Genomic DNA, 20,756 nt, shown 5'->3' on the forward strand with positions numbered 1-20,756 from the left:
GATCTGGTCCTGGGCGTAGAGCGCGGTGTTCGTCACCCGCTCGAAGCCGTTGGTCTGGCGCGTGTAAGGCGGCAGCGGCTGGCCGTAGACCGGATCGTAGACGTCGAGCGAGTAGGGATTTTGGGAGATGTTCGAGCGGATCTGCTGGTAGCGGCCGTCGGTGCTCTCGCGCTCGAAGCCGAGGAGCAGGGTGTGGCCGATCCCGGCGGTGTCGAAACGCCCGACCAGCTCGGCCTGGCCCAGCGCGACGTCGGCGTCGTAATGGCGGAAATTGCGGTCGCGCAGGACCGTCCGGTTGTCGGCGGCGATGCCGCGCACCTCGACCGCCTCGCCGGAGAGCGAGTTGGAGTTGAGGTAGGTGGCGAGCCGCATCTGCCAGTCGGCGTCGAAGCGGTGATCGACCCGGATCTGCATCGAGTCGCTGGACTGCCGGATGCTCTGGCCCGGCTCGCCGAGGAAGCGCGAGATCGGCAGGAGGCCGAGGCGGTTGTCGATCGCGACGACGCCGCGGTCGAACACCGTGCGGTTGCGCTGGAACTCGGTCTCGACGGTGACGCGGGTGTCGGGCGTGACCTGCCAGCTCACGACCGGGGCGACCATCAGGCTGTCGCCGTCGACGAAGTCGCGAAAGCTGTTCTGGCGCCCGGCCGCGAGGTTGAAGCGATAGAGCAGCGTGCCGTCCTCGTTGAGCGCGCCGCCGGAATCGATCGTGCCGCGAACCTGCTCGAACGAGCCCCACAGCCCGCCCATCTCGACGAAGCGCTCTCGCGTCGGCTGCTTGGTGATGATGTTGACGAGGCCGCCCGGGTCGCTGCGCCCGAACAGGCCGCCACCGGGACCCTTGAGCACCTCGATCCGCTCGATGTTCTGGGTATCGGGCGGTGGCGGGAAGCCGCGGGCGAGCGGGAAGCCGTTCTTGTAGATCTCCTGGGTGGTCACGCCCCGGATGGCGTAGCTGAAGAGCGTCAGGCCGCCGAAATTGTTCTGCTGCACCACGCCCGGCGTGTAGCCGAGGACCTGGTCGACGCGGGTGGCGGCGAGGTCGGTGATGACCTCGCGCGGGGCGACGGTGACGACCTGCGGTACGTCGCGCTGGGGCGTGTCGGTCCGCGTCGCGCTCACCGCCCGGTCGGCGCGAAAGCCCGCCGTCGGTCCGATCAGGCCGATCGTGCCGGCCGCCGTGCTCGATCCGGCCGGCAGGCCCGGGGCCGGATTGCGCGGCCCCTCCACCACCACCTCGTCGAGGGCGATGGTCTCCTGGGCCGCGATGGCGGGCGCGCCGACGCCGAAGGCCAGGGCGGTCGCCAGGGCGGCGCCGCGGCGGGAGCCGGCGGCGGTGAGAAGCGGCGGACGGCGTTTCACGACTCTAACACTCGGGGTTGCCGTGCGGCACGGTCCGGGCGAGCGGCAGGGCGCGCCGCGCGGTCGCGCGGCAGCCCCGGGCGCTCCCCGGGCCGCACCGCCCGCGGGACGTGGCTGCGCCGGCAGGCGCAGGCCAAGGCAGGTCTCCTGGCTCGCGGATCGTCGCCCCCGCTTCGCGCGTCGGGAGACCGGCCTTCCCGGTGCGCGCACCAGTGGCCTCGGGCGGCGGGGGCTCTCCGCTCACAGTTGCGGGGGCAGCCTCGGGCTCGCTCCGGCGGAGCTCACCGAGTTCCCTCTTCGCCCCGGGCTCGCGCCCGGAGAACCTTGACGGTCACCGTCATGGCAGGTTGCCCCGCGGTGAGCAACAGAGCGGAAACGCAATGTAATACTGTTACGATCCCTGTGGCCGCCGAGGCACACCGGCCCTTCCTCTCAGTCACGCAGGAAGGCGGCGGTGGCCGGGTGCAGCCACTCCGCCGGGACGGCGGCCGCGAGGTCGCGCGGGTCGCTCGGCCGCTCGTGGGGCAGGAGGCGGGCGAGGGCCGGCTTCGCCCGGTCGATCGCCGCGACGAGGCGGGTGACGGCGGCGGGATCGAGGCCGGGCTTGCCGAGGACGAAGCTCCACGACCCCACGGTCTCGACCGCCTCGGCCTGCCCCGGGAAGGTGCCGGCCGGCACGGTCATGCGCCGCAGGGACGGGCTCGCCGCGAGGATCGCCGCGATGGCGGAGGCGGGCGGGCCGAGGAAGCGGGCGCCGCCCGGCGCCTCGGCGGCCGCCCGGAAGCCCGGCCAGCCGGTACCGCCGCCGAACAGGGCGGCGGCCCGTCCGTTGCGCAGCATCGCCGGGCCGTCGCCGGCATGGTCGAGGAGGATCGGCGCGATGTCGCGCTCGGGGTCGATCCTCGCGCCGCGCAGGACGGTGCGGCCCATGGCGGTGAGGCCGGAACTGCGGGTGCCGAGCGCCACCGGCCGGCCGCGCAGGTCGTCGAGGCTCCGCACCGGGCCGTCCGCCGGCACCACGAACAGCCCCGGCGCCGCGTAGACCGGCGCGACCACGGTGATGGACAGCGACGCCCCCCGCCCTTGTCCGTTCCCCTGCCCTGCCAGGGCCTCGTAGGCGTACTCGCCCTGGACGAGGCCGAGATCGACCGCCCCCTCGCGCAGCAGCACCAGGTTCTCGGTCGAGCCCTTGCTGGCGCGCAGGTCGAGGACGAGGTCCGGATCGACCTCGCGCAAAGCCGCGGCCAGCGCCGCGCCGTAGGCCGGAAAGCCGCCGCCCGGCGTCGCGGTGGCAAGGACGAGGTGGAGGGGCTCGCCGGCGCGGGCGGCGGGCGGCGGCGCGAGGAGGGCGAGGCAGCATGCGGCGGCGATCAGCCAGGGTCTCATCGGGTGTCCCGTCGCTCGGCCCGCAGGCAGGTTCGGTTCATGCAGCCCGGCCGCGATCCGGTCCCGGGATGTCGGGGCCTGTCCGACTTGCAAGAGCGGTCTTGTGGAGAACTTTTCCATCTCGTCCACATCCTCGGCCGGAGGTGCGAACGAAGGAGCCTCGAGGAAGGGGTCCAGATAGGCCTGGGGCTTCCGGGCCCTATCGGCCGACTGCCTTCAATTGGCCGGCACCGGCACCGGCGGCGTCACGATGTCCGGCTGCAGCAGTGACACGGTGATCGCCCGGGTGACGTGCTCGGCCATGCAGCGATAGCCGAGATCGGCGAGGCGGAAGCCGGCACCCGCCTGGGCGGTGTCGCCCTTGAGGGCGCTGATCGCCCGGGTGGCGAGGTAGCGCATCGCCTCGTAGCGCTGCACCAGCGGCACCTGCTCGCGCTCGGCGACCTTCTGGATCGCCTGCACGAACTGCCGGTAGTAATCGTCCTTGGCGAGGCTCGCGGTGTACTGGGGGTCGACCAGCACCACGTCGATGCCGTGCGACTTGATCCAGGCCACCGTCTCGGCGAGCGACTGGGTGAAGTCCTCGATGTCGACGCGGGCGAGCGCGTCGTTGCCGCCGACCTGCCAGACCACGAGGTCGGGCTCGATCTCCGCTACCTGGTTGCGCAGGCGCTCCGCCGCCCCGAAGGCGATCTCGCCCGAGACGCCGCGGCTCTCCACCGTCACCTCGATGTCGGGGAGCGAGCGGGTCAGGGCGTCCTCGAGGCGCACCGGGTAGGTCGCGGCGGTGCCGATGCCCCCGGAATTCGAGCCGATCGTCAGGACCTGGACCGCGCGGTGCTCGCGCAGGGCCTTCTTGACCGCCTTGAGCTTGGCGAGGGTGTAGAGCTTCGAGCCCGGCACCCGGCATTCCGGCGACAGGCTGGGATCCGGCGCGTCCGGGCTCGGCGCGGTGGCCTGGAGCGCCGGGATCTCGGCGAGGGCCGGCTGGGCGGCGGGCGCCGGCACCGCCTGGGTGGTCGCCGGGCCTTGGACGGGTGCACCCTGGGGGGCGACCTGGCTCGATTGCGCCAGCGCGAGGCACGACGCCATGGCGAGGCTCACGCCGCCGAGGAGGGCCGGGGGGAGCGAGAGCGCCATTCGACGAACCATGCCGTGAAGGAGAGGGACACTAACCCGCATCCTACGACAAAGACGTCGGTCGCGAAACCTCCCCCGGTCCAGAAGCGGACCAGTTGTGCACCGAGGCTGGCGACCGATCCGACCGAGAACACCGCGAGGGAGTTGCGGCCGAGGCCGGCGAGCTGGCGGGTGAGCCAGCGCGCCCGCGGCTGGATCATGGCGAACACCGCCTGGAAGGCGAGCAGCACACCCAGGAAGTGCACCAGCCGGGCGGGCGAGAGGTAGGACTTGTCGAAGATGAACAGCAGCCGGGGTTCCGGCACCGCCAGCGGGTCGGGCCGCAGGTTGAACCACGACAGGACTGCGCCGACGACCACGATGACGATGCCGAGCGGCATCAGCCGGCGGCGCCAGACCAGGAAGCGCTCGGAGCTGCGCCGCCACTCGTGCGCGGCGAAGCCGAGCACCAGCAGCAATTGCCAGCACAGCGGGTTGAAGAACCAGTGCCCCTCCACCGGCCAGCTCGGGATGTTGATCTCGAAGACCAGGCTGACGGCGTAGAGCGCGACCGAGATCGCGATCGCCAGGCCGAGATGCACCCGCGACAGCAGCACGAAGGCCGGGGCGAGGCCGAGCAGCACGACGTAGAGCGGCAGGATGTTGAAGAAGCCGAGCTGGTGCAGCAGCGTCACCCAGCCGACGGTGGCCTGGATCGGGTCGCTGAAGATCGGCCCGGCATTGTGCCACTCCACCAGCAGCGGGTTGTCGAGGTAGAGCGCGGCGCCGGCCAGCATGGCGAGCGCGATCGCCGTGATGACGAGCTGGGACCGGTAGACCTCGACCATGCGCGACAGCAGCCGCAGCACCGTGCGCAGGGCCGGTTCCGGCACCCCGTCGCGCCCGCGGGTGGCGATGCCGATCGACCACCCGGCCAGGAACACGAACAGCTCGGCCGCGTCCGAGATCCCGTACTGGGAATAGGTATAGTTCTGGAAGACGTTGCCCGGGATGTGGTTGATGAAGATCGTGATCAGGGCGACGCCGCGCCAGAAGTCGACCGCATTCGGTTCACGCATGATGCTCGTGGTCCCTCTTGCAGGTCTCCGCGCGCCGCCGGCCGCGGCGGACGCGCGTGACGCCGATCAAGAATAGCGCGATCCAGGATCGTGCGTTCAAGGAGCGTGCGTTCAAGGCGAGCGTCCGGGCCGGTCGCCGTGCGACCGGTGGGCCGCCCGGCCCGAGGCCGGCGGCCGGATCCATCGGGGGTACCCTGCCCTACTTCACGATCCGGTCGAGGCGGTTGTTGACGAAGAAGTACAGCTCCTTGGCGCCGGGCTCGGTGTAGAGCACCTGCACCTCGCGCTGGCCCCGCCCGCTCTCGCCGACCAGCACGTCGGTCGGCGGCCTGCCCTTGAGGCGGACCAGCTCGCACTCGCCGATGCCGGGGGCGATCTCGGCGGCGGCCGTCGGGACCGCGCCGGTGCAGGTGCCGTCGGGCGCCAGGACCGGGCCCCAGGACGGCGCGGGCGGCGGCGGGGGCTTGGGCGCCGCGATGGTCACCGGCGGGGCGGCCCGGTCGGTGCTGCTGCAGCCTGCCAGTGCCAGCCCCAACAGGGCGAACCCGATCACCGTCCGCGTCATCGTCCCTCGTCCGTCTTCGTCCCGGGCCCGCGTCGCCGCGCCGCCAGGGCCGTCTCGTAGAGGCGGAGCGCGTCGTCGCGCAAGGCCGCCCGCGAGCGTTCGCGGAAATAGAACATGTGGCCGCCGGGATAGACCGACAGGGAGAGGCGCCGCTCCGCGCCGTAGGCCGGCAGCTGGTCGAGGATCAGCTTCGAGGCGAAGTAGGGCGTGACGAGGTCGGTGTAGCCGTGGACGACGAGCACCCGCATCTCGCCGTCGAGGGCCAGCGCCTGGCGCAGCTCGCCCACCACCTCCGGGGCCTGGCGGCCCCCGCCCCAGTTCCAGCTGCCGTTGACCGCGTTGCTGAGGAGCTCGTAGCGCAGGTTCGGCACCCGCCAGTTCAGGGTGCGGGCGGTGAGGTCGACGACGGCGCTCGTCAGCGGCGCCTGCATGGCGGTGAGGATCGGGTCGGCGAAGCGGCCCTGCGCCGCGCTCGGGTCCGGGTCCCAGCCGGTGACGCCGGTGTCGTAGGCGCTCGCCACCCGGCCGGCGTCGCGGCCGGCCTCGCGCTGGACGCTCGATCCCGCCACGCGGCCGGCCTGGCGGCGCACCAGGGCGGGGTCGAGCCCGGTCAGCGCCGCGACGCGCTCGGTCAGCCGGTCGATGGCGGCCGTGTCGCCGGGCCCGCGCAGCAGGTCGCCGAGGTAGGGGCCGGTGGCGTAGGCCTCGATCTCCCGCATCCGGGCGGGATCGGGCGTCTGCCCCCGCGCCTCCAGGCCGGCGGCGGCGAGCGAGGGCAGCCGCGTCACGGCGCCGAGCGGGTTGTGCCGCGGCGGCTGCAGGTAGGCGAAATCGAGCACTGGCGAGAGCAGCACCAGCCCGGAGAGCCCGATGCCGACGTCGTCCTGGAGCTTGCGGGCGATCAGGGGGCCGCGAAAGCCGCCGTAGCTCTCGCCGAGGTAGAATTTCGGCGAGGTCAGCCGGTCGTTGGTGCGCAGCCAGCGGGCGATCGCCGCCGACAGCACGGCGGCGTCGGTCTCGACGCCGTAATAGCGCTTGGCGTCGTCGCCGGCGGCGCGGCTGTAGCCGGTCCCGACCGGATCGATGAAGACGAGGTCGGTGAAGTCGAGCCAGGTCTCGCCGTTCGGCACCGCCACCGGCGGCATCGAGGGGCTGATGCTCGGCCCGTCGAGGGGGAGGCGCCAGGGCCCGACCGCGGCGAGGTTGAGATAGGCCGAGGCCGCGCCCGGCCCGCCGTTGATCGCGAAGGTGACCGGCCGCGTCCCGGCCTCGGCGCCCGGCAGGGTGAAGGCCGTGAAGGCGATCTCGGCCTGGAGCTTCCCGGATTCGTCGACCAGCGGCAGGCTGCCGGCGACCGCCGTGAAGTTCAGGGTGCGGCCGCCCGGGAAGGTCAGGCTGTGCTGCGTCGTCGCGTCGGGCGGCAGGCGGCGGCCTTCCGGCTGGCGCGCTTCCTGGCGGCTCTCTTGGCGGCTCTCCTGCCGGCTCTCTTGCCGGGCGGGCTGCGCCAGCAGCGGCGCGGGGCCGAGGAGCAGGATGCCTGCGAGCGCGAAGATCCGGGTCGTGATGCGGGTCATGACGTCTCCTCGCGGGCCGAGGCCCAGGGCTTATCTAGGGTCTCCGCACCATCCCGGTCGAAAGACCGGGCGCGGGTTTCTCCTCTCCCCGCGGGCGGGGAGAGAGCCGTGTTCCCGTCCAGGGAACACGGCAAGCGGAGGCGAGAGCCGGAGCGGGGGTGAGGGGGTATCGCCGGGTGAGGCTCCTCCGGAAACACCCCCTCACCCTCGCCCTCCGGGCTTGCTGCCGACCCGGCACGGGGGCGGGATCGTTCCGATCCCCAGCAGCCCTCTCCCCGCCCGCGGGGCGAGGAGAGATCCGCGTCATCTCCGGTCTCCGGATTTCTGTTCGGACGATTGCAAATCGTGCGCGTGCAAATCGGATATTTGCAAACGGCTATGCATCACGCCTTCTTCTGCCAGCGGCCGCGCTCGTCCTGCTGCCAGTAGGCGACGCTGTGGCCGGCCTCCTTGGCGCCGCGCCACTGCTCGCGGGCGTGCAGCAGGGCGTCCTGGTCGGTGCCGTCGAACAGGATGCAGATGCGCTGGTACTCCGCCGCGTCGTCCGGCAGGGCGGCGCCCTCGACCAGGAAGCGGATCGAGGCGGCGTTCGGGTTCACGTCGCGCAGGGTCAGCACCACCGGCTGGGTCGCGCAATCGGGATCGCGGTCGGTGCCGTGGGGCAGGAAGCTCTCGTCCGAGAAGATCCAGAGATGGTCGTCGAGGGCCTGCAGCCGCTCCTCGCTCGTCGCCTGCACGGCGACGCGCCATTGCCGCTCCAGGGATTTCTCCAGGAGGCTCGGCAGCACCTGTTCCAGGGGCTGGCGCTGCATGTGGTAGAACAGGATCTCGGTCACGGTTCACTGAGATAGGGCGCCCGGGGCCGGACGGTACCGGCCCCGGGGCGCGATGGATCGGCGCCGGGCGTCAAGCCGCGTCCTGGACCTGCCGCAGCAGCTTCACCAGGTCGCAGCCGGCATGGAGGTCGTGGGCGACGCCCGCCGCCCGCAGGGCGCCTTCGAGCTCGCCCGGCTTGCCCGCGAGGATGAGGGTGGCAGCGCCGGCGGCCCGCAGGGCCTCGGCGGCCGGGACCGCCTCCTCGGCATAGACCGCGTCCGACGAGCACAGGCAGGCGAGCCGCGTGCCCGATTCCCGGAAGGCCGCCGCCATGGCGGCGTGGTCGGGGAAGCCCTCGTTCGTCACCGCCTCGATGCCGCCGGCCTCGAAGGCGTTGCGGGCGAAGGTGGCGCGGGTGTTGAAGGCGCTCAAGGGTCCGAGATTGGCCAGGAACACCCGCGGGCGCTTCCCCGTCCGGGCGAGGATCGCGTCGGAGGCGTCGCGCAGGGCCTCGTAGGCTTCGGCGAGGCGCCGGGACGGAAGCGCGCCCTCCGGCACCGGCTCGGCCGCGGGGGCCGGCGCCAGCACCGCGACGGGGGCCTCGTGCAGGTCCGGGAACTCGCTGGTGCCGGTGATCGGCTGGCGCCGGGTGGCGAGGTCCCCGTCGCGGGTCCGGCGCAGGGTCGCGAGGCGGTCGGCGAGCGCGCCCGAGCGCAGGCTCCCGGCAATGCCCCCTTCCCGCTCGATCGCCTGGAACAGCGCCCAGGCCTCGGTGCATAGCGCCTCGGTCAGGGCCTCGAAGCCGCCGGCCCCGGCGGCCGGATCGGCGACGCGCCAGAGGTTGGCCTCGTCGAGGAGGACGTGCTGGGTGTTGCGGGCGCAGCGGCGCGCGAAGGCGTCGGGCAGCCCGAGCGCCGCGGTGAAGGGCAGCACCGTGATCGCGTCGGCCCCGCCGAGGCCGGCCGAGAAGGCGGCGGTCGTCGCCCGCAGCATGTTGACCCAGGGGTCGCGCTTCGTGGTGCTGCGCCAGGCGGTCTCGGCATGCAGGCGGACCGGCGCGGGCGTCAGGCCGCAGGCCTCCTCGATCCGGGCCCAGAGCCGGCGAAGCGCCCGGAACTTCGCCACGGTCAGGAACTCGTCGGCCTCGGCGACGAGCAGGAAGGACAGGGCGGCGCGGGCGCGCTCGAGCGGATGCCCGCCGGCGTCGAGCGCCCGCAGGGTCGCGAGCGCGCCGGACAGAACGGCGGCGAGTTCCAGCGCCTCCCCGGCCCCGGCCTCGTGGAACGGACGGGCATCGGCCAGGAAGGCGCGGCCGGCGAAGCCCTGCGCGTCGAGGTCGCGCAGGAGCGCCGCCGGGTCGGGCCAGGACGGCGCGGCGCCGGTCGCGGCCTGCACGGCGACAGCATCGAGGCCGAGATCGATGTCGAGGGCGGCGAGGTCGTCGCCGCGCGACCGGGCGAGGGCGAGGAGCGCCCGGGCGGTCTCGGGTCCCGCCGCGCCGGCATCGAGCCGCAGCCCGATCAGCGGCAGCATCACGCCGTCGAGCGCCGCCGCGAGGCCGTCAGGTCCGGGCAGGCCGAAGCCGCGGGCGGCGGGGGCGCCGGCGATCACCAGGGTCAGGGCGTCGGCCCCGCCCTCGAGGTCGGTCAGGGCGAGCGCGTTGGCCTCGGCGGGATCGGGATGGTCGACCCGCTGGCTCACCCGCCAGCGGCCGGGCGCCGCGCGGCCGGGCTGGGGGGCGGCCTCGGCGGCCGGGTAGAGCGGCGCGACCCGGATCCCGTCCGGGGTGCGGCGCACCAGGCGCTTGTCGAAATCGGCACCCTTGAGTACCCCGTCGACCAGGGCACGCCACTGCGCCTCCGTGGCGGCCGGAAACGCGGCGGCGAGCGTCGTATCGTCCATGGCGGGGTCCTCGTGGCGCGTGTTCACTCCCTAAAGCCAGGACATAGCCGCGCCACCCGCCATTGGTCGAGGTCCCCCGGAGGCGGAAAGCCTCCGGGAGCGCGCTCAGCCGAACACGATCAGCCCGGCGAAGCCCGCCGCGCCGACCAGGATGCGCCACCAGGCAAACAGCGCGAAGCCGTGGCGGGAGACGTAGTCGAGGAGCTTGCGGACCACGAACAGCGCCGACAGGAACGCCACCACGAAGCCGATCGCGATCAGCCCGACATCGTCCTTCGACAGGTTCTTGTAGTTGTCGAGCAGGTCCTTGGCGAAGGCGCCGGCCATGGTGGGCATCGCGAGGTAGAACGAGAACTCGGTGGCGGCGCGCTTGCCCGAGCCCATCAGCATCGCGCCGACGATGGTGGCGCCGGAGCGCGAGACGCCGGGGATCATCGCCAGGCACTGGAAGAACCCGATCTTCAGCGCCATCGGCAGCGAGTACTGGTGCACGTCGTCGTATTTCTGTTCGATCTCGGTCTCGTCGATGACGAGGAGGACGAGGCCGCCGGCGACCAGCGTGGAGCAGATGATCCACGGGTTGAACAGGTAGAACTTGATATACTTCGAGAACAGGCCGCCGATGACCGCGGCGGGCAGGAACGCGATCAGGATCGCCAGGATGAAGCGCCGCGCGCTCGGATCGCGGGGCGCGCGCCGCAGCAGGTCGAGGAGCTGGCGGAAATAGACCCCGACGATCGCCAGGATCGCGCCGAGCTGGATCAGCACCTCGAAGGTGTTGTTCGGCGATTCGAAGCCGATGAAGTGGCCGACGAGGAGCTGGTGGCCGGTGGAGGAGACCGGGATGAACTCGGTCGCGCCCTCGACGAGGGCGAGCACCACGGCCTTGCCGATGCTGGCGACGTCCATCACCGCGCTCCCCGGCTGGTAACCGTGCCGCGGGCGGGCCGGCCCGCCTCCCGTGTCGCCGTCGTCATGTCGCGTGCTCTCGTGGTCGCGCCGCGCGGGGTCGTCGACCGCGTCCGGCGGGAAGAAACGGGGGATCGGGAATCGACGGAAAGCGCCGGGCCCGCTCGGTACGCGCCGGTACGGCGCCACCTCTGTGGCAAGTCTGTGGTGGGCAGGGCTTCGGTGAGCCAGTCTCCGGGTGGGGACGTCCGCGATGCGCCGGAGCCCGGATCGCTCCGGCCTCGCCGCGAATCCTCGCACCGGCAGGGTTGAGGCTCGGTTACCAGCCCCTCACAGCCGTGTTAAGGATGGCGAAAGACATCGATGAACCGGTGACCGGACGTTAATCACGCGCGGGTCATTCCGGTCCCATACGACCAACCGCGAGCCGACCTTCCAGGCCAGCCGACGGACGCAGCGCGAAACGGCCCCGCATGGCGACGCTCCACCACTCCTCGTTCTGCCCGCATTCCCGCTTCGTGCGGCTGATCATGGCCGAGATGGGCATGGAGCCCCAGCTCGTCGAAGAACGCCCCTGGGAACGCCGGGAGGAGTTCCTGGTGATGAATCCCGCCGGCACCACCCCGGTGCTGGTCGAGGAGGGCGGCCTCGCGGTGCCGGGGAGCGGCGTGATCGCCGAATACCTCGACGAGACCCGGGGCCTCGGCCTGAGCGGCCTCCGGCTGCTGCCGGAATCCCCGGCGGCCCGGGTCGAGGTGCGCCGCCTGCTCGACTGGTTCCTGCAGAAGTTCGACCAGGAGGTGACCGGCTACCTCGTCACCGAGAAGATCCACAAGCGCTTCATGACCTCGCAGCACGGCGGCGGTCCCCCGGACATGAACGCGATCCGGGCGGCGCGCAGCAACGTGCGCTACCACCTCAAATACATCGGCTACCTGATCTCGCGCCGGAACTGGCTGGCGGGCAGCCAATTGACCTACGCGGATCTCGCCGCGGCGGCGCACCTCTCCTGCGTCGACTATCTCGGCGACGTGCCCTGGGACGAGGACGAGATGGCGAGGAACTGGTACGCGCGGGTGAAGTCCCGCCCGTCCTTCCGCAGCCTGCTCGCCGACCGGGTGGCCGGGATGGCCCCGGCCGACCATTACGCGGATCTCGACTTCTGAACCCCGGACAATCGAGACCCGGGCGCCTCGCGCCCGAGGCCCTGCGGGGCTTCCTGGAGACCCGCGCCCGCGCCCTCGGCTTCGACGCGCTCGCGGTGACGCGGCCCGACGCGGTGCCGGCCCTGCCCGAGCGCCTGGCCGCCTGGCTCGCCGCCGGCCATCACGGTGACATGGGCTGGATGGAGGAGCGCACGGGCGAACGGGCGGATCCGCGCCGCCTGTGGCCCGAGGTTCGCAGCATCGTGATGGTGGGCGCCAATGCCGGGCCGGACGGCGACCCGCTGGCGGCGCTCGGCGATCCGTCGCGCGGGTCGATCTCGGTCTACGCGCGGCGGCGCGACTATCACGACGTCGTCAAGGGCAAGCTGAAGGAGCTCGGCGGCGCCTTCGCGGCCAAGGCGGGGGTGAAGGTCAAGGTCTTCGTCGACACCGCGCCGGTGATGGAGAAGCCGCTCGCCGCCGCCGCCGGCCTCGGCTGGCAGGGCAAGCACAGCGTGCTGGTGTCGCGGGATTTCGGCAACTGGCTGCTCCTCGGCGCGATCTACACCACGGCCGAGCTCGCCCCGGACGCGCCCGAGGCCGACCGTTGCGGCCGCTGCCGGCGCTGCCTCGACGCCTGCCCGACCGACGCGCTCCCGGCGCCCTACCGGCTGGATGCGCGGCGCTGCCTCGCCTACCTGACGATCGAGCATGAGGGGCCGATCCCGGAGGAGTTCCGGGCGCCGATGGGCAACCGGGTGTTCGGCTGCGACGATTGCCTGGCCGTCTGTCCGTGGAACAAGTTCGCACAAGCGGCCCGCGAGGCGCGGCTTTCCGCCCGCGCGGACCTGGCGGCCCCCGCCCTCGCCGAGCTCGCTCGCCTCGACGATGCGGGCTTCCGGGCGCGCTTCGCCGGCACGCCGGTCAAGCGCACCGGGCGCGACCGCTTCCTGCGCAACGTGCTGATCGCGATCGGCAATTCGGGCGATGCGGCCTTGGCCGGAGAGGCCCTGCGGCTCCTCGACGATCCCGCCCCGTTGGTGCGCGGCATGGCGGTGTGGGCGCTCGCCCGCCTCGGGCGCCTGCCCCCGGCCCCGGACGACGAGCGGGACCCGGACGTGCTCGCCGAATGGGCGCGCGCGAAAAATCCGGGCGTCCGGAGGGCGAGCCCTCTGGCGGGTGCGGGGCGGCGCCCTGCATAAGACCGCACATCCCCTGGGTTAAGGCGCGGTCGCATGAACCTGTTCGTTTTCGGGCTCGGCTACACGGCCGGCCATTTCGTGGCGCGCGAGCGCGCCCGCTTCGCCGCCGTGACCGCCACCCGCCAGTCGCCGGCCGCGATCGACGGGGTGACGGTGCGGGTGTTCTCGCCCGGAGAGACCGATCCGCGGATCGCCGGGGACCTCGCGCGGGCCGACGCGATCCTGGTGTCGATCCCGCCGGATTCCGGCCACGACCCGGCGCTCCACGCCTTCTCCGATGCCATCGCGGCCGGCCCGGCGCGGTGGATCGGCTATCTCTCGACGATCGGGGTCTACGGCGACCAGGGCGGCGCCTGGATCGACGAGGCGACGCCGCCGGCCCCCACCCACCAGCGCACCCGCGACCGGGTGGCGGCGGAGGATGCGTGGCTCGCGCTCGGCGCCCGCACGGGCAAGGCGGTGCAGGTGTTCCGGTTGTCGGGCATCTACGGGCCGGGGCGCAACGCCTTCGAGAAGCTGCGGCAGGGCAAGGCGCAGCGCATCGTCAAGCCGGGCCAGGTGTTCAACCGCATCCACGTCGACGACATCGCGACGACGCTGGCCGCCTCCCTCGACCGGCCGCGCCCGGGGGCGGTCTACGCCGTCACCGACGACGAGCCGGCCCCGCCGCAGGACGTCACGGCCTTCGCGGCCGAGCTTGCCGGCCTGCCCCTGCCGCCGGCGGTCGATTTCGACACGGCCAGCCTCAGTCCGATGGCGCGCAGCTTCTACGGCGAGAACAAGCGGGTGCGGAACCGGCTGATCCGGGAGGAGCTGGGGGTCGAGCTGGCCTATCCGACGTACCGGGAGGGATTGCGGGGGTTGGTGTAGCGGGAAGCCCTCCGGCGCTTGGACCGGGGCACCATGACCGCGTCTGCGAATCCCCTGGTCGGCGGTGGGCGGCTCGGGCCGGCTCGACCGTCGTCGGCTGCCCTGCCCGACCCTTGAGGCGACGATCGGGCCTTTCGAAGAGAGGCGCGGAACCGCACGGCCTCGTGGCCGCCGCTGCGGTCGACGTTACGGCCGCCCGGTCAACCACGTCTTCGCCCGCACCAGATCCGCCTGAGACAGGCCGTGGCCGGCCGGCAGCACCTCGTGGGTGACGGCGGCGCCCGCCTCCTCGAGCGTCGCGGCGAGGCGCGCGGCGTTGTCGGCCGGCACGATCGGGTCCATCCGGCCCGACAGGATCAGCACCGGCTCACCCGAGAGCCGCGCCGCCGGCGGGCCGGCGAGCGGCACCATGGCCCGCAGGAGCACGGCGCCGGCGAGCACGCCCGGATGCAGCAGCATCAGGGCGGCGGCGATGTTGGCGCCGTTCGAGAAGCCGACGGCGAGCGGTGCGGCGATCCCGTACTCCGCCCGCGCCGCGGTGACGAAGGCGGCGAGATCGCCCGCCCGGCGCGCCACGTCGGCCTCGTCGAAGACGCCCTCGGCGAGGCGGCGGAAGAAGCGCGGCGCCCCGCCCTCCAGCACCTGGCCGCGGGGCGAGAGCAGGGCCGCCCCGGGCGACAGGGCCCGGCCGAGGGGCAGGAGGTCGTCCTCGTCGCCCCCGGTGCCGTGCAGGAGGAGGAGCGGAACGGCGGCCGGGTCGCCGGCGGGCTCGAAGCGGTGCTGGAGCGACAGGGCGGCCATCGGGGATCCTCCGGATTGCTCAGGCGCCGAACAGCTTGGCGACCCGCTGCGTCTCGCGGGCGAGCAGGAAGGCGTCGCCGGCCACCGCCACGAAGCCGAACCCGGCCTCGAACTGGGCCTTGGCGCTCGCCTCGCCGAAGTCGAGCAGGCCCGCCGCCTTGCCGGCCCCGCGGATCCGCGGCAGCGCCGCCGCGATCGCCTCGCGCACCGGGGCCGCGCCGGGCTGTCCGAGATGGCCCATGCTGGCGGCGAGGTCGTTGGGGCCGATGAACACGCCGTCGACCCCCTCCACCGCGGCGATCTCGCCGGCGGCCTCGAGTGCCTCCCGGGTCTCGACCTGCACGATCACGCAGACCTCGTCGCCCGAGCGGGCGTGGTAGTCCGGCCGCAATCCGTAGCCGGTGGCGCGCGAGGTGCCGGCGAAGCCCCGGATGCCGTGCGGCGGGTAGCGCGTCGCCGCGACGGCTCGGCGCGCCTCCTCGGCGCCCTGCACGAACGGGAACATCAGCGAGCGGGCGCCCTGGTCGAGCAGGCGCTTGACCATGACCGGCTCGTTCCACGGCACCCGCACCACCGGCTCGGCGGTGCCGCCCTCGGCCGCCCGCAGGTGGTCGACGACGGTGATGAGGTCGTTCGGCGAATGCTCCATGTCGATGAGCATCCAGGCGAAACCGGCGCCGGCGGCGAGCTCGGTGATGCCGGGCGAGCCGGTGGTCATCCACAGGCCGGCCTGGCGCCGGTTCTCGGCGAGGGCGCGCTTGAACGGGTTGTCGAACGATCGCATGGCGTGTCCTTCCGATGGTGCCGGCTCAAACGGCCGGCTTCAGGTGCTTGAACATGTGCCCGCGCGCCTCGGCATCCAGCTCGGCCTTGAAGGCGAACCGGTCCTTCAGGGCGACGGCCTTCGCGGCGGCGGGGCGGGCGGCGATGGCATCGTGGTGGCGCTTCAGGTTCGGGAAGGGCTCGAAGGCGCCCTCGCCGAGGATGAAGGGCAGCATCCGGGCCCAGCCCCACACCGCCATGTCGACGATGCCGTAGGCCTCGCCCACCATCCAGTCGCGCCCGGCGAGGTGCCCGTCGAGCACGCCGTAATGGCGCTTCGCCTCGAACTGGTAGCGGTCGTTGGCGTAAGGGACCTTCTCGGGGGCGAAGTTGCGGAAATGCACCGCCTGGCCGGAGAACGGCCCGATGCCGGTCGCCACGAACATCAGCCAGGACAGGAGCGTGGCCCGCTCGGATGCGGGGGGCAGGAAGCGGCCAGTCTTCTCGGCGAGGTAGAGCAGGATCGCGTTCGAATCGAACACCACGGTGCCGTCGTCGACGATCACCGGCACCTTGCCGTTCGGGTTGAGCTTGAGGAACTCGGGCGCGAACTGCTCGCCCTTGCGGGTGTCCACCGCCACCGGCTCGTAAGCGAGCCCCGCCTCCTCCAGGAAGAGCGCGACCTTGGTCGGGTTGGGCGAGCCGTTGAAATAGAAGGTGATCATCGCAGGGCCTCCGGGGGACGGGGTGGCATTCCCCACACAGGGCCCCAGATGCGCCCGCGGATCAACGGTACGGCCCGAAACCCAGCGTTGCCGCACGGGGCCTGGACTCCGCACGCCGATCCGCCATGGTGCAGGATCTCTCCGCCGGATGATCCCTCCCCTGTTCCTCACCCCCGACGAGTGGAGCGCGCTCAGGCTCAGCCTGCTGGTGGCGAGCGTGGCGACGCTGGCGAGCCTGCTGCCGGGGCTCGCCGTCGCCTACCTGCTGGCGCGCCGCGAGTTCCGCGGCCGGGCGCTCCTCGACGGGCTGGTCCATCTGCCGCTGATCCTGCCCCCGGTGGTGACCGGCTACCTGCTCCTCCTCGCCTTCGGCCGCCGCGGCTGGGTCGGGCCGGCACTCGCCGAGATCGGCATCGTGTTCTCGTTCCGCTGGACCGGGGCGGCGCTCGCCTGCGCGGTGATGGGCTTCCCGCTGATGGTGCGGGCGATGCGGCTGTCCTTCGAGGCGGTCGACCGCAAGCTCGAGCAGGCCGCCGGGACCCTCGGCGCCTCTCCGGTCGCGGTGTTCCTCGTCGTCACGCTGCCGCTGGCGCTGCCCGGCATCCTCGCCGGCGCGGTGCTGGCCTTCGCCAAGGCGATGGGGGAGTTCGGCGCCACCATCACCTTCGTGTCGAACATCCCGGGCGAGACCCAGACCCTGCCGGCGGCGATCTACACCCTGACCCAGGTGCCGGGGGGCGAGGCCGGCGCCTTGCGCCTCACCCTGGTCTCGGTCGCCCTGTCGATGGCGGCGCTCCTCGCCTCGGAGTGGCTGGCCCGGCGGGCCCGGAACCGGCTCTCGGCATGACGGGAGGCTCGGCATGATCGAGGTCGCGGTCCGCCACGCCCGCGGCGCTTTCGCGCTCGATGCGGCCTTCACGGCGGAGGGACGGGTCACCGCGCTGTTCGGCCGCTCGGGCTCCGGCAAGTCGACCCTCGTCGACGTGATCGCCGGGCTGGTGCGGCCCGACCAGGGGCGGATCGTGGTCGACGGCGTTACCCTCCTCGACACGGGGACGCGCCTCCGGGTGCCGGTGCACCGGCGCCGGATCGGCTACGTGTTCCAGGAGGCGCGGCTGCTGCCGCATCTCAGCGTGCGCCAGAACCTGCTGTTCGGGCGCTGGTTCTCCCGCGACCGCGCCGGCGGCCCGAGCCTCGCCGCAGTGGCCGACCTCCTCGGCATCGCGCCCCTGCTCGACCGGCGGCCGGCGGGCCTGTCGGGCGGCGAGCGCCAGCGGGTGGCGATCGGCCGGGCGCTCCTCGCCCGCCCGCGGCTCCTGCTGATGGACGAGCCGCTCTCGGCCCTCGACGAGGCGCGCAAGGCCGAGATCCTGCCCTACGTGGCGCGGCTGCGCGACGAGGCGCGGGTGCCGATCGTCTATGTCAGCCACGCCGTCGCCGAGGTGGCGCGCCTCGCCGACACGGTGGTGGTCCTGGACCAGGGCCGGGTCGCGGCCTGCGGCCCCGCCGCCGAGGTCCTGCGCCGCAGCGCGCTGTTCCCGGGCCGCGAGACGGGAGAGACCGGTGCCCTGCTGCAACTGCGGATCGCCACCCATGACGACGCTTTCGGCCTCACCCGCCTGGAGGGCGCGCCCGGCCGCCTGACCGTGCCGCGGCTTCCCCTGCCGGCGGGTGCGAGCGTGCGAGTCCGGGTGCGGGCCCGCGACGTGCTGGTGGCGCGGGAGGTCCCGCCGTCGTTGAGCGCCCGCAACGTGCTGCCCGGCACCGTGACCGCGGTGATCCCGGGCGACGGACCCCATGCCCGGGTCGAGATCGCCTGCGGCGACGCCGTGCTGGTCGCGCAAGTCACTCGGCTCGCCGCCCACGAGCTCGCGCTGGCGCCCGGCCTACCCGTGGTGGCGATCGTGAAGAGCGTCGCGTTCGACGAGGAGACGATCGGGGTGTTGGAGATCTAACGGCACGCATCGGCGACGAGGCGAAGACGGGATGGAGACAAGCCGTCCGGCACCCGCTAGGATCTCTGCGTCAGGTGAACACCTTCCCGGCTGCGAGAGCCCATGGCGCGTGGGCTTACGACGGCATTCGCCGGCCGTCGTCGAAACCCGAACAGGGCTGAGCAGGCATGGCTGGGAAGGAGGTGAAGGATGTGAACGGTTTTCCGATACTCACCATCACCATCGCAAAAAGCCCGACCGGATGGTCTCTGACCATCACGATCGGGCTCATGTAGCGACACTGTTCGCGTGACAAGAGGGCTCGCGGGGCGCCACCCGCGGGTCCTCGCCCGTGAAGATAGGTGCGATCGCTGCGTCAATCAATCGACGCGAAGCGATTTTTACAGTGCCCTCGTGTGTTGAGATCTCGACACGGAAACGGCGGGCCTTTCGGCCCGCCGCCCCGTCATCCTATGTCCGAGCCGGACTTAGCGGGCGCTGGGCAGCCGCTGGGCCTGCGCCAGATGCTGCTCCATCACCGGCAGGGCCTGCTGCACGTAAGCCCGCAGGGCCGGGTTCGGGCCGGACTGCGCGTAGGCCTGGTAGTTGGCGACGGTCATGCCGTGGGCCTGCACCTGCATGCGAGCGTAGGTGCGGTCGAAGGCCGGGCCGGCCGGGGTCGAGGCGAGCTCGGCGAGCATCGCCTGCTGCTGCGGGCCGAGCGGGATCGCCTGGGTGGTGGCGGTGGTGGTCACGTCGCCGTCGAAGTCGACCGCGTTTGCGCCCATCTGGGCGCCACGGGCCGCGCCGGTGCCGAGGCCTTCGAGGCCGCCGACCGGGCCGCCCTGCAGGGTGCCGCCGACCACGCCGGCCGCCGCGCCGGTGGCCGCGCCGACCGCGCCGCCCGCGATGGCGAAGGGCGCCTCGATCAGGCCGCCGATGCCGGCGCCGGTGCCGCGGGCCACGTTCTCGCGGCCGCCGAGCAGCGCCACGTTGGCGGCGCGGTGATCGCGGATCATCTCGCGGGCGTAGGTGCGGATCCGCGGGTTGCGCGACTTCTCGAGGGCGATCTGGCTCGACTTGACCTCGAAGGCGTTCGACATCAGCGCCATCGAGCGGAACTGGTTGAAGTCGCCGACCTGCTGCGCGAAGGCGGGGGTCGCGAGCGCAACGGCAAGACCGGTCAGAGCAACGAGCTTCTTCATCGGTGATCTCCAAAAATCTATTCTTGAGCGTCGGGTCGGTCGACGACCGAACATCGGGCCGTTGGTTCGGGACGGCTTGGCAGGACGCTTTCGGGCTGGACAACGAGCTTTCGCCGGCATTGTTCCATCGTTGCGTCATCGATCGTGACGCCGCGCCCCTGGCCGGAACGGGGCCGCCTCCGCTATGACCGCCCGCGGCGCCGCGGACGGTCCGGGCGCGCGAGCGACGCGACGTTCCGAGTGACACGCCCCACCTCCCTGCCGCTGATCCAGGTCCTGCGGGCGCTCGCCGCCGTGATGGTCGCCGCGGGCCACGCGCAGTTCGAGGTCGCGGGCCTCGCCGCCCGGGCGGGCTTGCCCTTCGCGCCGGCGGCGCGGCTGCCCTGGCCGGCCGGGGTCGACGTGTTCTTCGTGATCTCCGGCTTCATCATCGTGCACGCGGCGGCGCCCCTGTACGGACGGGCGGACGCGCGAAAAATCTTCCTCGCCCACAGGATCGCCCGGGTGGTGCCGCTCTACTGGCTCGCCACCACGCTCTACCTCGCGCTCGCCTTCGCCCGGCCCGGCCTCCTCGGGGCCGGTTCCGAGGGGCCCCTCTACCTCGCGGCCTCCTACCTGTTCTGGCCGATGGCCCGGGCCGACGGGGCGGTGCAGCCGCTCTACTCGCTGGGCTGGACGCTCAACTACGAGATGGCGTTCTACGCACTCTTCGCCCTCGCGCTGCCTTGGGGCGGGGGACGGATCGCGGGCGGGGAACGGATCGCGAGCCCGAGGCGGACGGTCCTCGGCGTGGTCGCGCTGCTCGGCGGCCTCGTCCTCGTCGGGCGGGTGGCCGGACCGCTGCCGGGCCCCCTCGCGGCGCCGATCGCGTTCTGGAGCGACCCGATCGTGCTCGAATTCGCCTGCGGCGCCCTCCTCGCCCTGGCGCGGCAGGAGGGGTTTCGCCTGCCGGCGCCGGCGCGCCTCGTCCTGGCGGTCGCCGGCCTCGTCCTGCTCTGCGTCGCCGGCGAGGCGCCCGCCCTCCCCCGCGCCCTCGCCTGGGGCGGGCCCGCCGCGCTCCTCGTCGCCGCGGCCGCCCTCGGGCCGGCGGGCGCCGTCGGGCCCCGACTCCGGCCGGCGGTCGTGCTGGGGGATGCGTCCTACGCCCTCTACCTAGCTCATCCCTTCGTCGTACGGGGCCTGCGCGTGACGGCCGAGACGGCCGGCCTCGCGGCGGTCCTCGGACCCGGGCCGCTGGCCGCGTCGATGCTCGTCCTCGCCGCCGGGGCGGCGATCCTGCTGCACCGCATCGTCGAACGGCCCCTGACCCGGGCGGCGCGGGCGCTGCTCGCGCCGGCATCGCCGGTGAATAAGGGCTGACAAGCCCGGACCTCCCTCGGCACGGGCCGGTCGAACCCGTT

The 20,756-nt window shown here is 72.9% G+C and carries 19 protein-coding genes and 1 riboswitch; of the genes, 6 read left to right on the forward strand and 13 right to left on the reverse strand.

Going from position 1 to position 20,756, the window contains the following annotated elements:
• The 9 genes from A5481_RS26410 to A5481_RS26450 all read right to left on the reverse strand — a co-directional run.
• On the reverse strand, positions 1–1,362 hold a 1,362-nt coding region (locus A5481_RS26410; RefSeq protein ID WP_156655654.1), incomplete at its 3' end, for a TonB-dependent siderophore receptor.
• 120 nt (positions 1,363–1,482) lie between these two features.
• Positions 1,483–1,704, reverse strand: a riboswitch (cobalamin riboswitch).
• 90 nt (positions 1,705–1,794) lie between these two features.
• Positions 1,795–2,748 (reverse strand): TAXI family TRAP transporter solute-binding subunit, encoded by a 954-nt coding sequence (locus tag A5481_RS26415; RefSeq protein ID WP_048434354.1) that lies wholly within the window; start codon positions 2,746–2,748, stop codon positions 1,795–1,797.
• Positions 2,749–2,964: 216 nt separating this feature from the next.
• Positions 2,965–3,888 carry an SGNH/GDSL hydrolase family protein gene (locus A5481_RS26420; protein ID WP_156311864.1) on the reverse strand — a complete coding sequence of 308 codons (924 nt, stop codon included), beginning with the start codon at positions 3,886–3,888 and terminating at the stop codon, positions 2,965–2,967.
• A complete protein-coding gene (locus tag A5481_RS26425; RefSeq protein ID WP_048434355.1) occupies positions 3,849–4,946 on the reverse strand; it encodes an OpgC family protein in 1,098 nt (365 codons plus the stop codon). Before A5481_RS26425 ends, A5481_RS26420 begins: the two co-directional genes overlap by 40 nt.
• A 199-nt stretch (positions 4,947–5,145) precedes the next feature.
• On the reverse strand, positions 5,146–5,511 hold the full coding sequence (locus A5481_RS26430; RefSeq protein ID WP_048434356.1) for a hypothetical protein: 366 nt from the start codon (positions 5,509–5,511) through the stop codon (positions 5,146–5,148).
• Positions 5,508–7,085: a S10 family peptidase gene (locus A5481_RS26435; RefSeq protein WP_048434357.1), complete on the reverse strand. Its 1,578-nt coding sequence runs from the start codon at positions 7,083–7,085 to the stop codon at positions 5,508–5,510. Before A5481_RS26435 ends, A5481_RS26430 begins: the two co-directional genes overlap by 4 nt.
• A gap of 383 nt (positions 7,086–7,468) precedes the next feature.
• A complete protein-coding gene (locus A5481_RS26440) occupies positions 7,469–7,921 on the reverse strand; it encodes a DNA polymerase III subunit chi (RefSeq protein ID WP_048434358.1) in 453 nt (150 codons plus the stop codon).
• Positions 7,922–7,991: 70 nt separating this feature from the next.
• Complete coding sequence (locus A5481_RS26445) at positions 7,992–9,803, reverse strand: methylmalonyl-CoA mutase family protein (protein WP_048434359.1); 1,812 nt, start codon at positions 9,801–9,803, stop codon at positions 7,992–7,994.
• Between the two features lie 105 nt (positions 9,804–9,908).
• Entirely contained in the window at positions 9,909–10,712 is an 804-nt protein-coding gene (locus tag A5481_RS26450; protein WP_048434360.1) for an undecaprenyl-diphosphate phosphatase, read from the reverse strand.
• Positions 10,713–11,185: 473 nt separating this feature from the next.
• Here A5481_RS26450 and A5481_RS26455 point away from each other — a divergent pair, with 473 nt between their 5' ends.
• From A5481_RS26455 to A5481_RS26465, 3 genes are read left to right on the forward strand one after another with little or no spacing between them, the layout of a single operon-like run.
• The gene (locus A5481_RS26455) at positions 11,186–11,878 is read left to right on the forward strand and encodes a glutathione S-transferase family protein (RefSeq protein WP_048434361.1); all 693 of its coding nucleotides are present in this window, start codon (positions 11,186–11,188) and stop codon (positions 11,876–11,878) included.
• A gap of 53 nt (positions 11,879–11,931) precedes the next feature.
• Positions 11,932–13,059, forward strand: a complete 1,128-nt coding sequence (queG, locus tag A5481_RS26460) for a tRNA epoxyqueuosine(34) reductase QueG (protein ID WP_342447339.1) — start codon at positions 11,932–11,934, stop codon at positions 13,057–13,059.
• Positions 13,060–13,092: 33 nt separating this feature from the next.
• Positions 13,093–13,929, forward strand: a complete 837-nt coding sequence (locus A5481_RS26465; protein ID WP_048434363.1) for an SDR family oxidoreductase — start codon at positions 13,093–13,095, stop codon at positions 13,927–13,929.
• Positions 13,930–14,115: 186 nt separating this feature from the next.
• On the opposite strand, the gene A5481_RS26470 is transcribed toward A5481_RS26465, so the two are convergent.
• The 3 genes from A5481_RS26470 to A5481_RS26480 are packed head-to-tail and all read right to left on the reverse strand — an operon-like array spanning position 14,116 to position 16,217.
• Entirely contained in the window at positions 14,116–14,730 is a 615-nt protein-coding gene (locus A5481_RS26470) for an alpha/beta hydrolase (RefSeq protein ID WP_048434364.1), read from the reverse strand.
• Between the two features lie 19 nt (positions 14,731–14,749).
• Complete coding sequence (locus A5481_RS26475; protein WP_048434365.1) at positions 14,750–15,514, reverse strand: HpcH/HpaI aldolase family protein; 765 nt, start codon at positions 15,512–15,514, stop codon at positions 14,750–14,752.
• A gap of 25 nt (positions 15,515–15,539) precedes the next feature.
• Positions 15,540–16,217, reverse strand: coding sequence for a glutathione S-transferase family protein (locus A5481_RS26480; RefSeq protein ID WP_048434366.1), 678 nt, complete (start codon positions 16,215–16,217; stop codon positions 15,540–15,542).
• A gap of 148 nt (positions 16,218–16,365) precedes the next feature.
• On the opposite strand from A5481_RS26480, the gene modB reads away from it, so the two are divergent.
• Together modB and modC are read left to right on the forward strand one after the other, a co-directional pair.
• Positions 16,366–17,064 (forward strand): molybdate ABC transporter permease subunit, encoded by a 699-nt coding sequence (gene modB / locus A5481_RS26485; protein WP_048434367.1) that lies wholly within the window; start codon positions 16,366–16,368, stop codon positions 17,062–17,064.
• A 13-nt stretch (positions 17,065–17,077) separates the two neighbouring features.
• The gene (gene modC / locus A5481_RS26490; RefSeq protein ID WP_064504414.1) at positions 17,078–18,172 is read left to right on the forward strand and encodes a molybdenum ABC transporter ATP-binding protein; all 1,095 of its coding nucleotides are present in this window, start codon (positions 17,078–17,080) and stop codon (positions 18,170–18,172) included.
• A 467-nt stretch (positions 18,173–18,639) separates the two neighbouring features.
• Here the strand turns inward: modC and A5481_RS26495 are convergent, their stop codons facing one another.
• Complete coding sequence (locus tag A5481_RS26495) at positions 18,640–19,356, reverse strand: DUF4142 domain-containing protein (protein WP_048433138.1); 717 nt, start codon at positions 19,354–19,356, stop codon at positions 18,640–18,642.
• A 240-nt stretch (positions 19,357–19,596) separates the two neighbouring features.
• Between A5481_RS26495 and A5481_RS26500 the strand changes: the two genes are divergently transcribed.
• Positions 19,597–20,715 (forward strand): acyltransferase family protein, encoded by a 1,119-nt coding sequence (locus A5481_RS26500; RefSeq protein ID WP_245238737.1) that lies wholly within the window; start codon positions 19,597–19,599, stop codon positions 20,713–20,715.
• The last annotated feature ends 41 nt before the right edge of the window (positions 20,716–20,756 follow it).

The organism is Methylobacterium platani (genome assembly GCF_001653715.1).
In the GTDB taxonomy this organism is placed as follows: domain Bacteria; phylum Pseudomonadota; class Alphaproteobacteria; order Rhizobiales; family Beijerinckiaceae; genus Methylobacterium; species Methylobacterium platani.

Coding starts and splice junctions, on each gene's coding strand:
- modB (WP_048434367.1), top strand. CDS start 16,366: ATGATCCCTCCCCTGTTCCTCACCCCCGACGAGTGGAGCGCGCTCAGG.
- A5481_RS26470 (WP_048434364.1), bottom strand. CDS start 14,730: ATGGCCGCCCTGTCGCTCCAGCACCGCTTCGAGCCCGCCGGCGACCCG.
- A5481_RS26465 (WP_048434363.1), top strand. CDS start 13,093: ATGAACCTGTTCGTTTTCGGGCTCGGCTACACGGCCGGCCATTTCGTG.
- A5481_RS26435 (WP_048434357.1), bottom strand. CDS start 7,085: ATGACCCGCATCACGACCCGGATCTTCGCGCTCGCAGGCATCCTGCTC.
- modC (WP_064504414.1), top strand. CDS start 17,078: ATGATCGAGGTCGCGGTCCGCCACGCCCGCGGCGCTTTCGCGCTCGAT.
- A5481_RS26430 (WP_048434356.1), bottom strand. CDS start 5,511: ATGACGCGGACGGTGATCGGGTTCGCCCTGTTGGGGCTGGCACTGGCA.
- A5481_RS26420 (WP_156311864.1), bottom strand. CDS start 3,888: ATGGCGCTCTCGCTCCCCCCGGCCCTCCTCGGCGGCGTGAGCCTCGCC.
- A5481_RS26450 (WP_048434360.1), bottom strand. CDS start 10,712: ATGGACGTCGCCAGCATCGGCAAGGCCGTGGTGCTCGCCCTCGTCGAG.
- A5481_RS26495 (WP_048433138.1), bottom strand. CDS start 19,356: ATGAAGAAGCTCGTTGCTCTGACCGGTCTTGCCGTTGCGCTCGCGACC.
- A5481_RS26415 (WP_048434354.1), bottom strand. CDS start 2,748: ATGAGACCCTGGCTGATCGCCGCCGCATGCTGCCTCGCCCTCCTCGCG.
- A5481_RS26455 (WP_048434361.1), top strand. CDS start 11,186: ATGGCGACGCTCCACCACTCCTCGTTCTGCCCGCATTCCCGCTTCGTG.
- A5481_RS26445 (WP_048434359.1), bottom strand. CDS start 9,803: ATGGACGATACGACGCTCGCCGCCGCGTTTCCGGCCGCCACGGAGGCG.
- A5481_RS26475 (WP_048434365.1), bottom strand. CDS start 15,514: ATGCGATCGTTCGACAACCCGTTCAAGCGCGCCCTCGCCGAGAACCGG.
- A5481_RS26425 (WP_048434355.1), bottom strand. CDS start 4,946: ATGCGTGAACCGAATGCGGTCGACTTCTGGCGCGGCGTCGCCCTGATC.
- A5481_RS26480 (WP_048434366.1), bottom strand. CDS start 16,217: ATGATCACCTTCTATTTCAACGGCTCGCCCAACCCGACCAAGGTCGCG.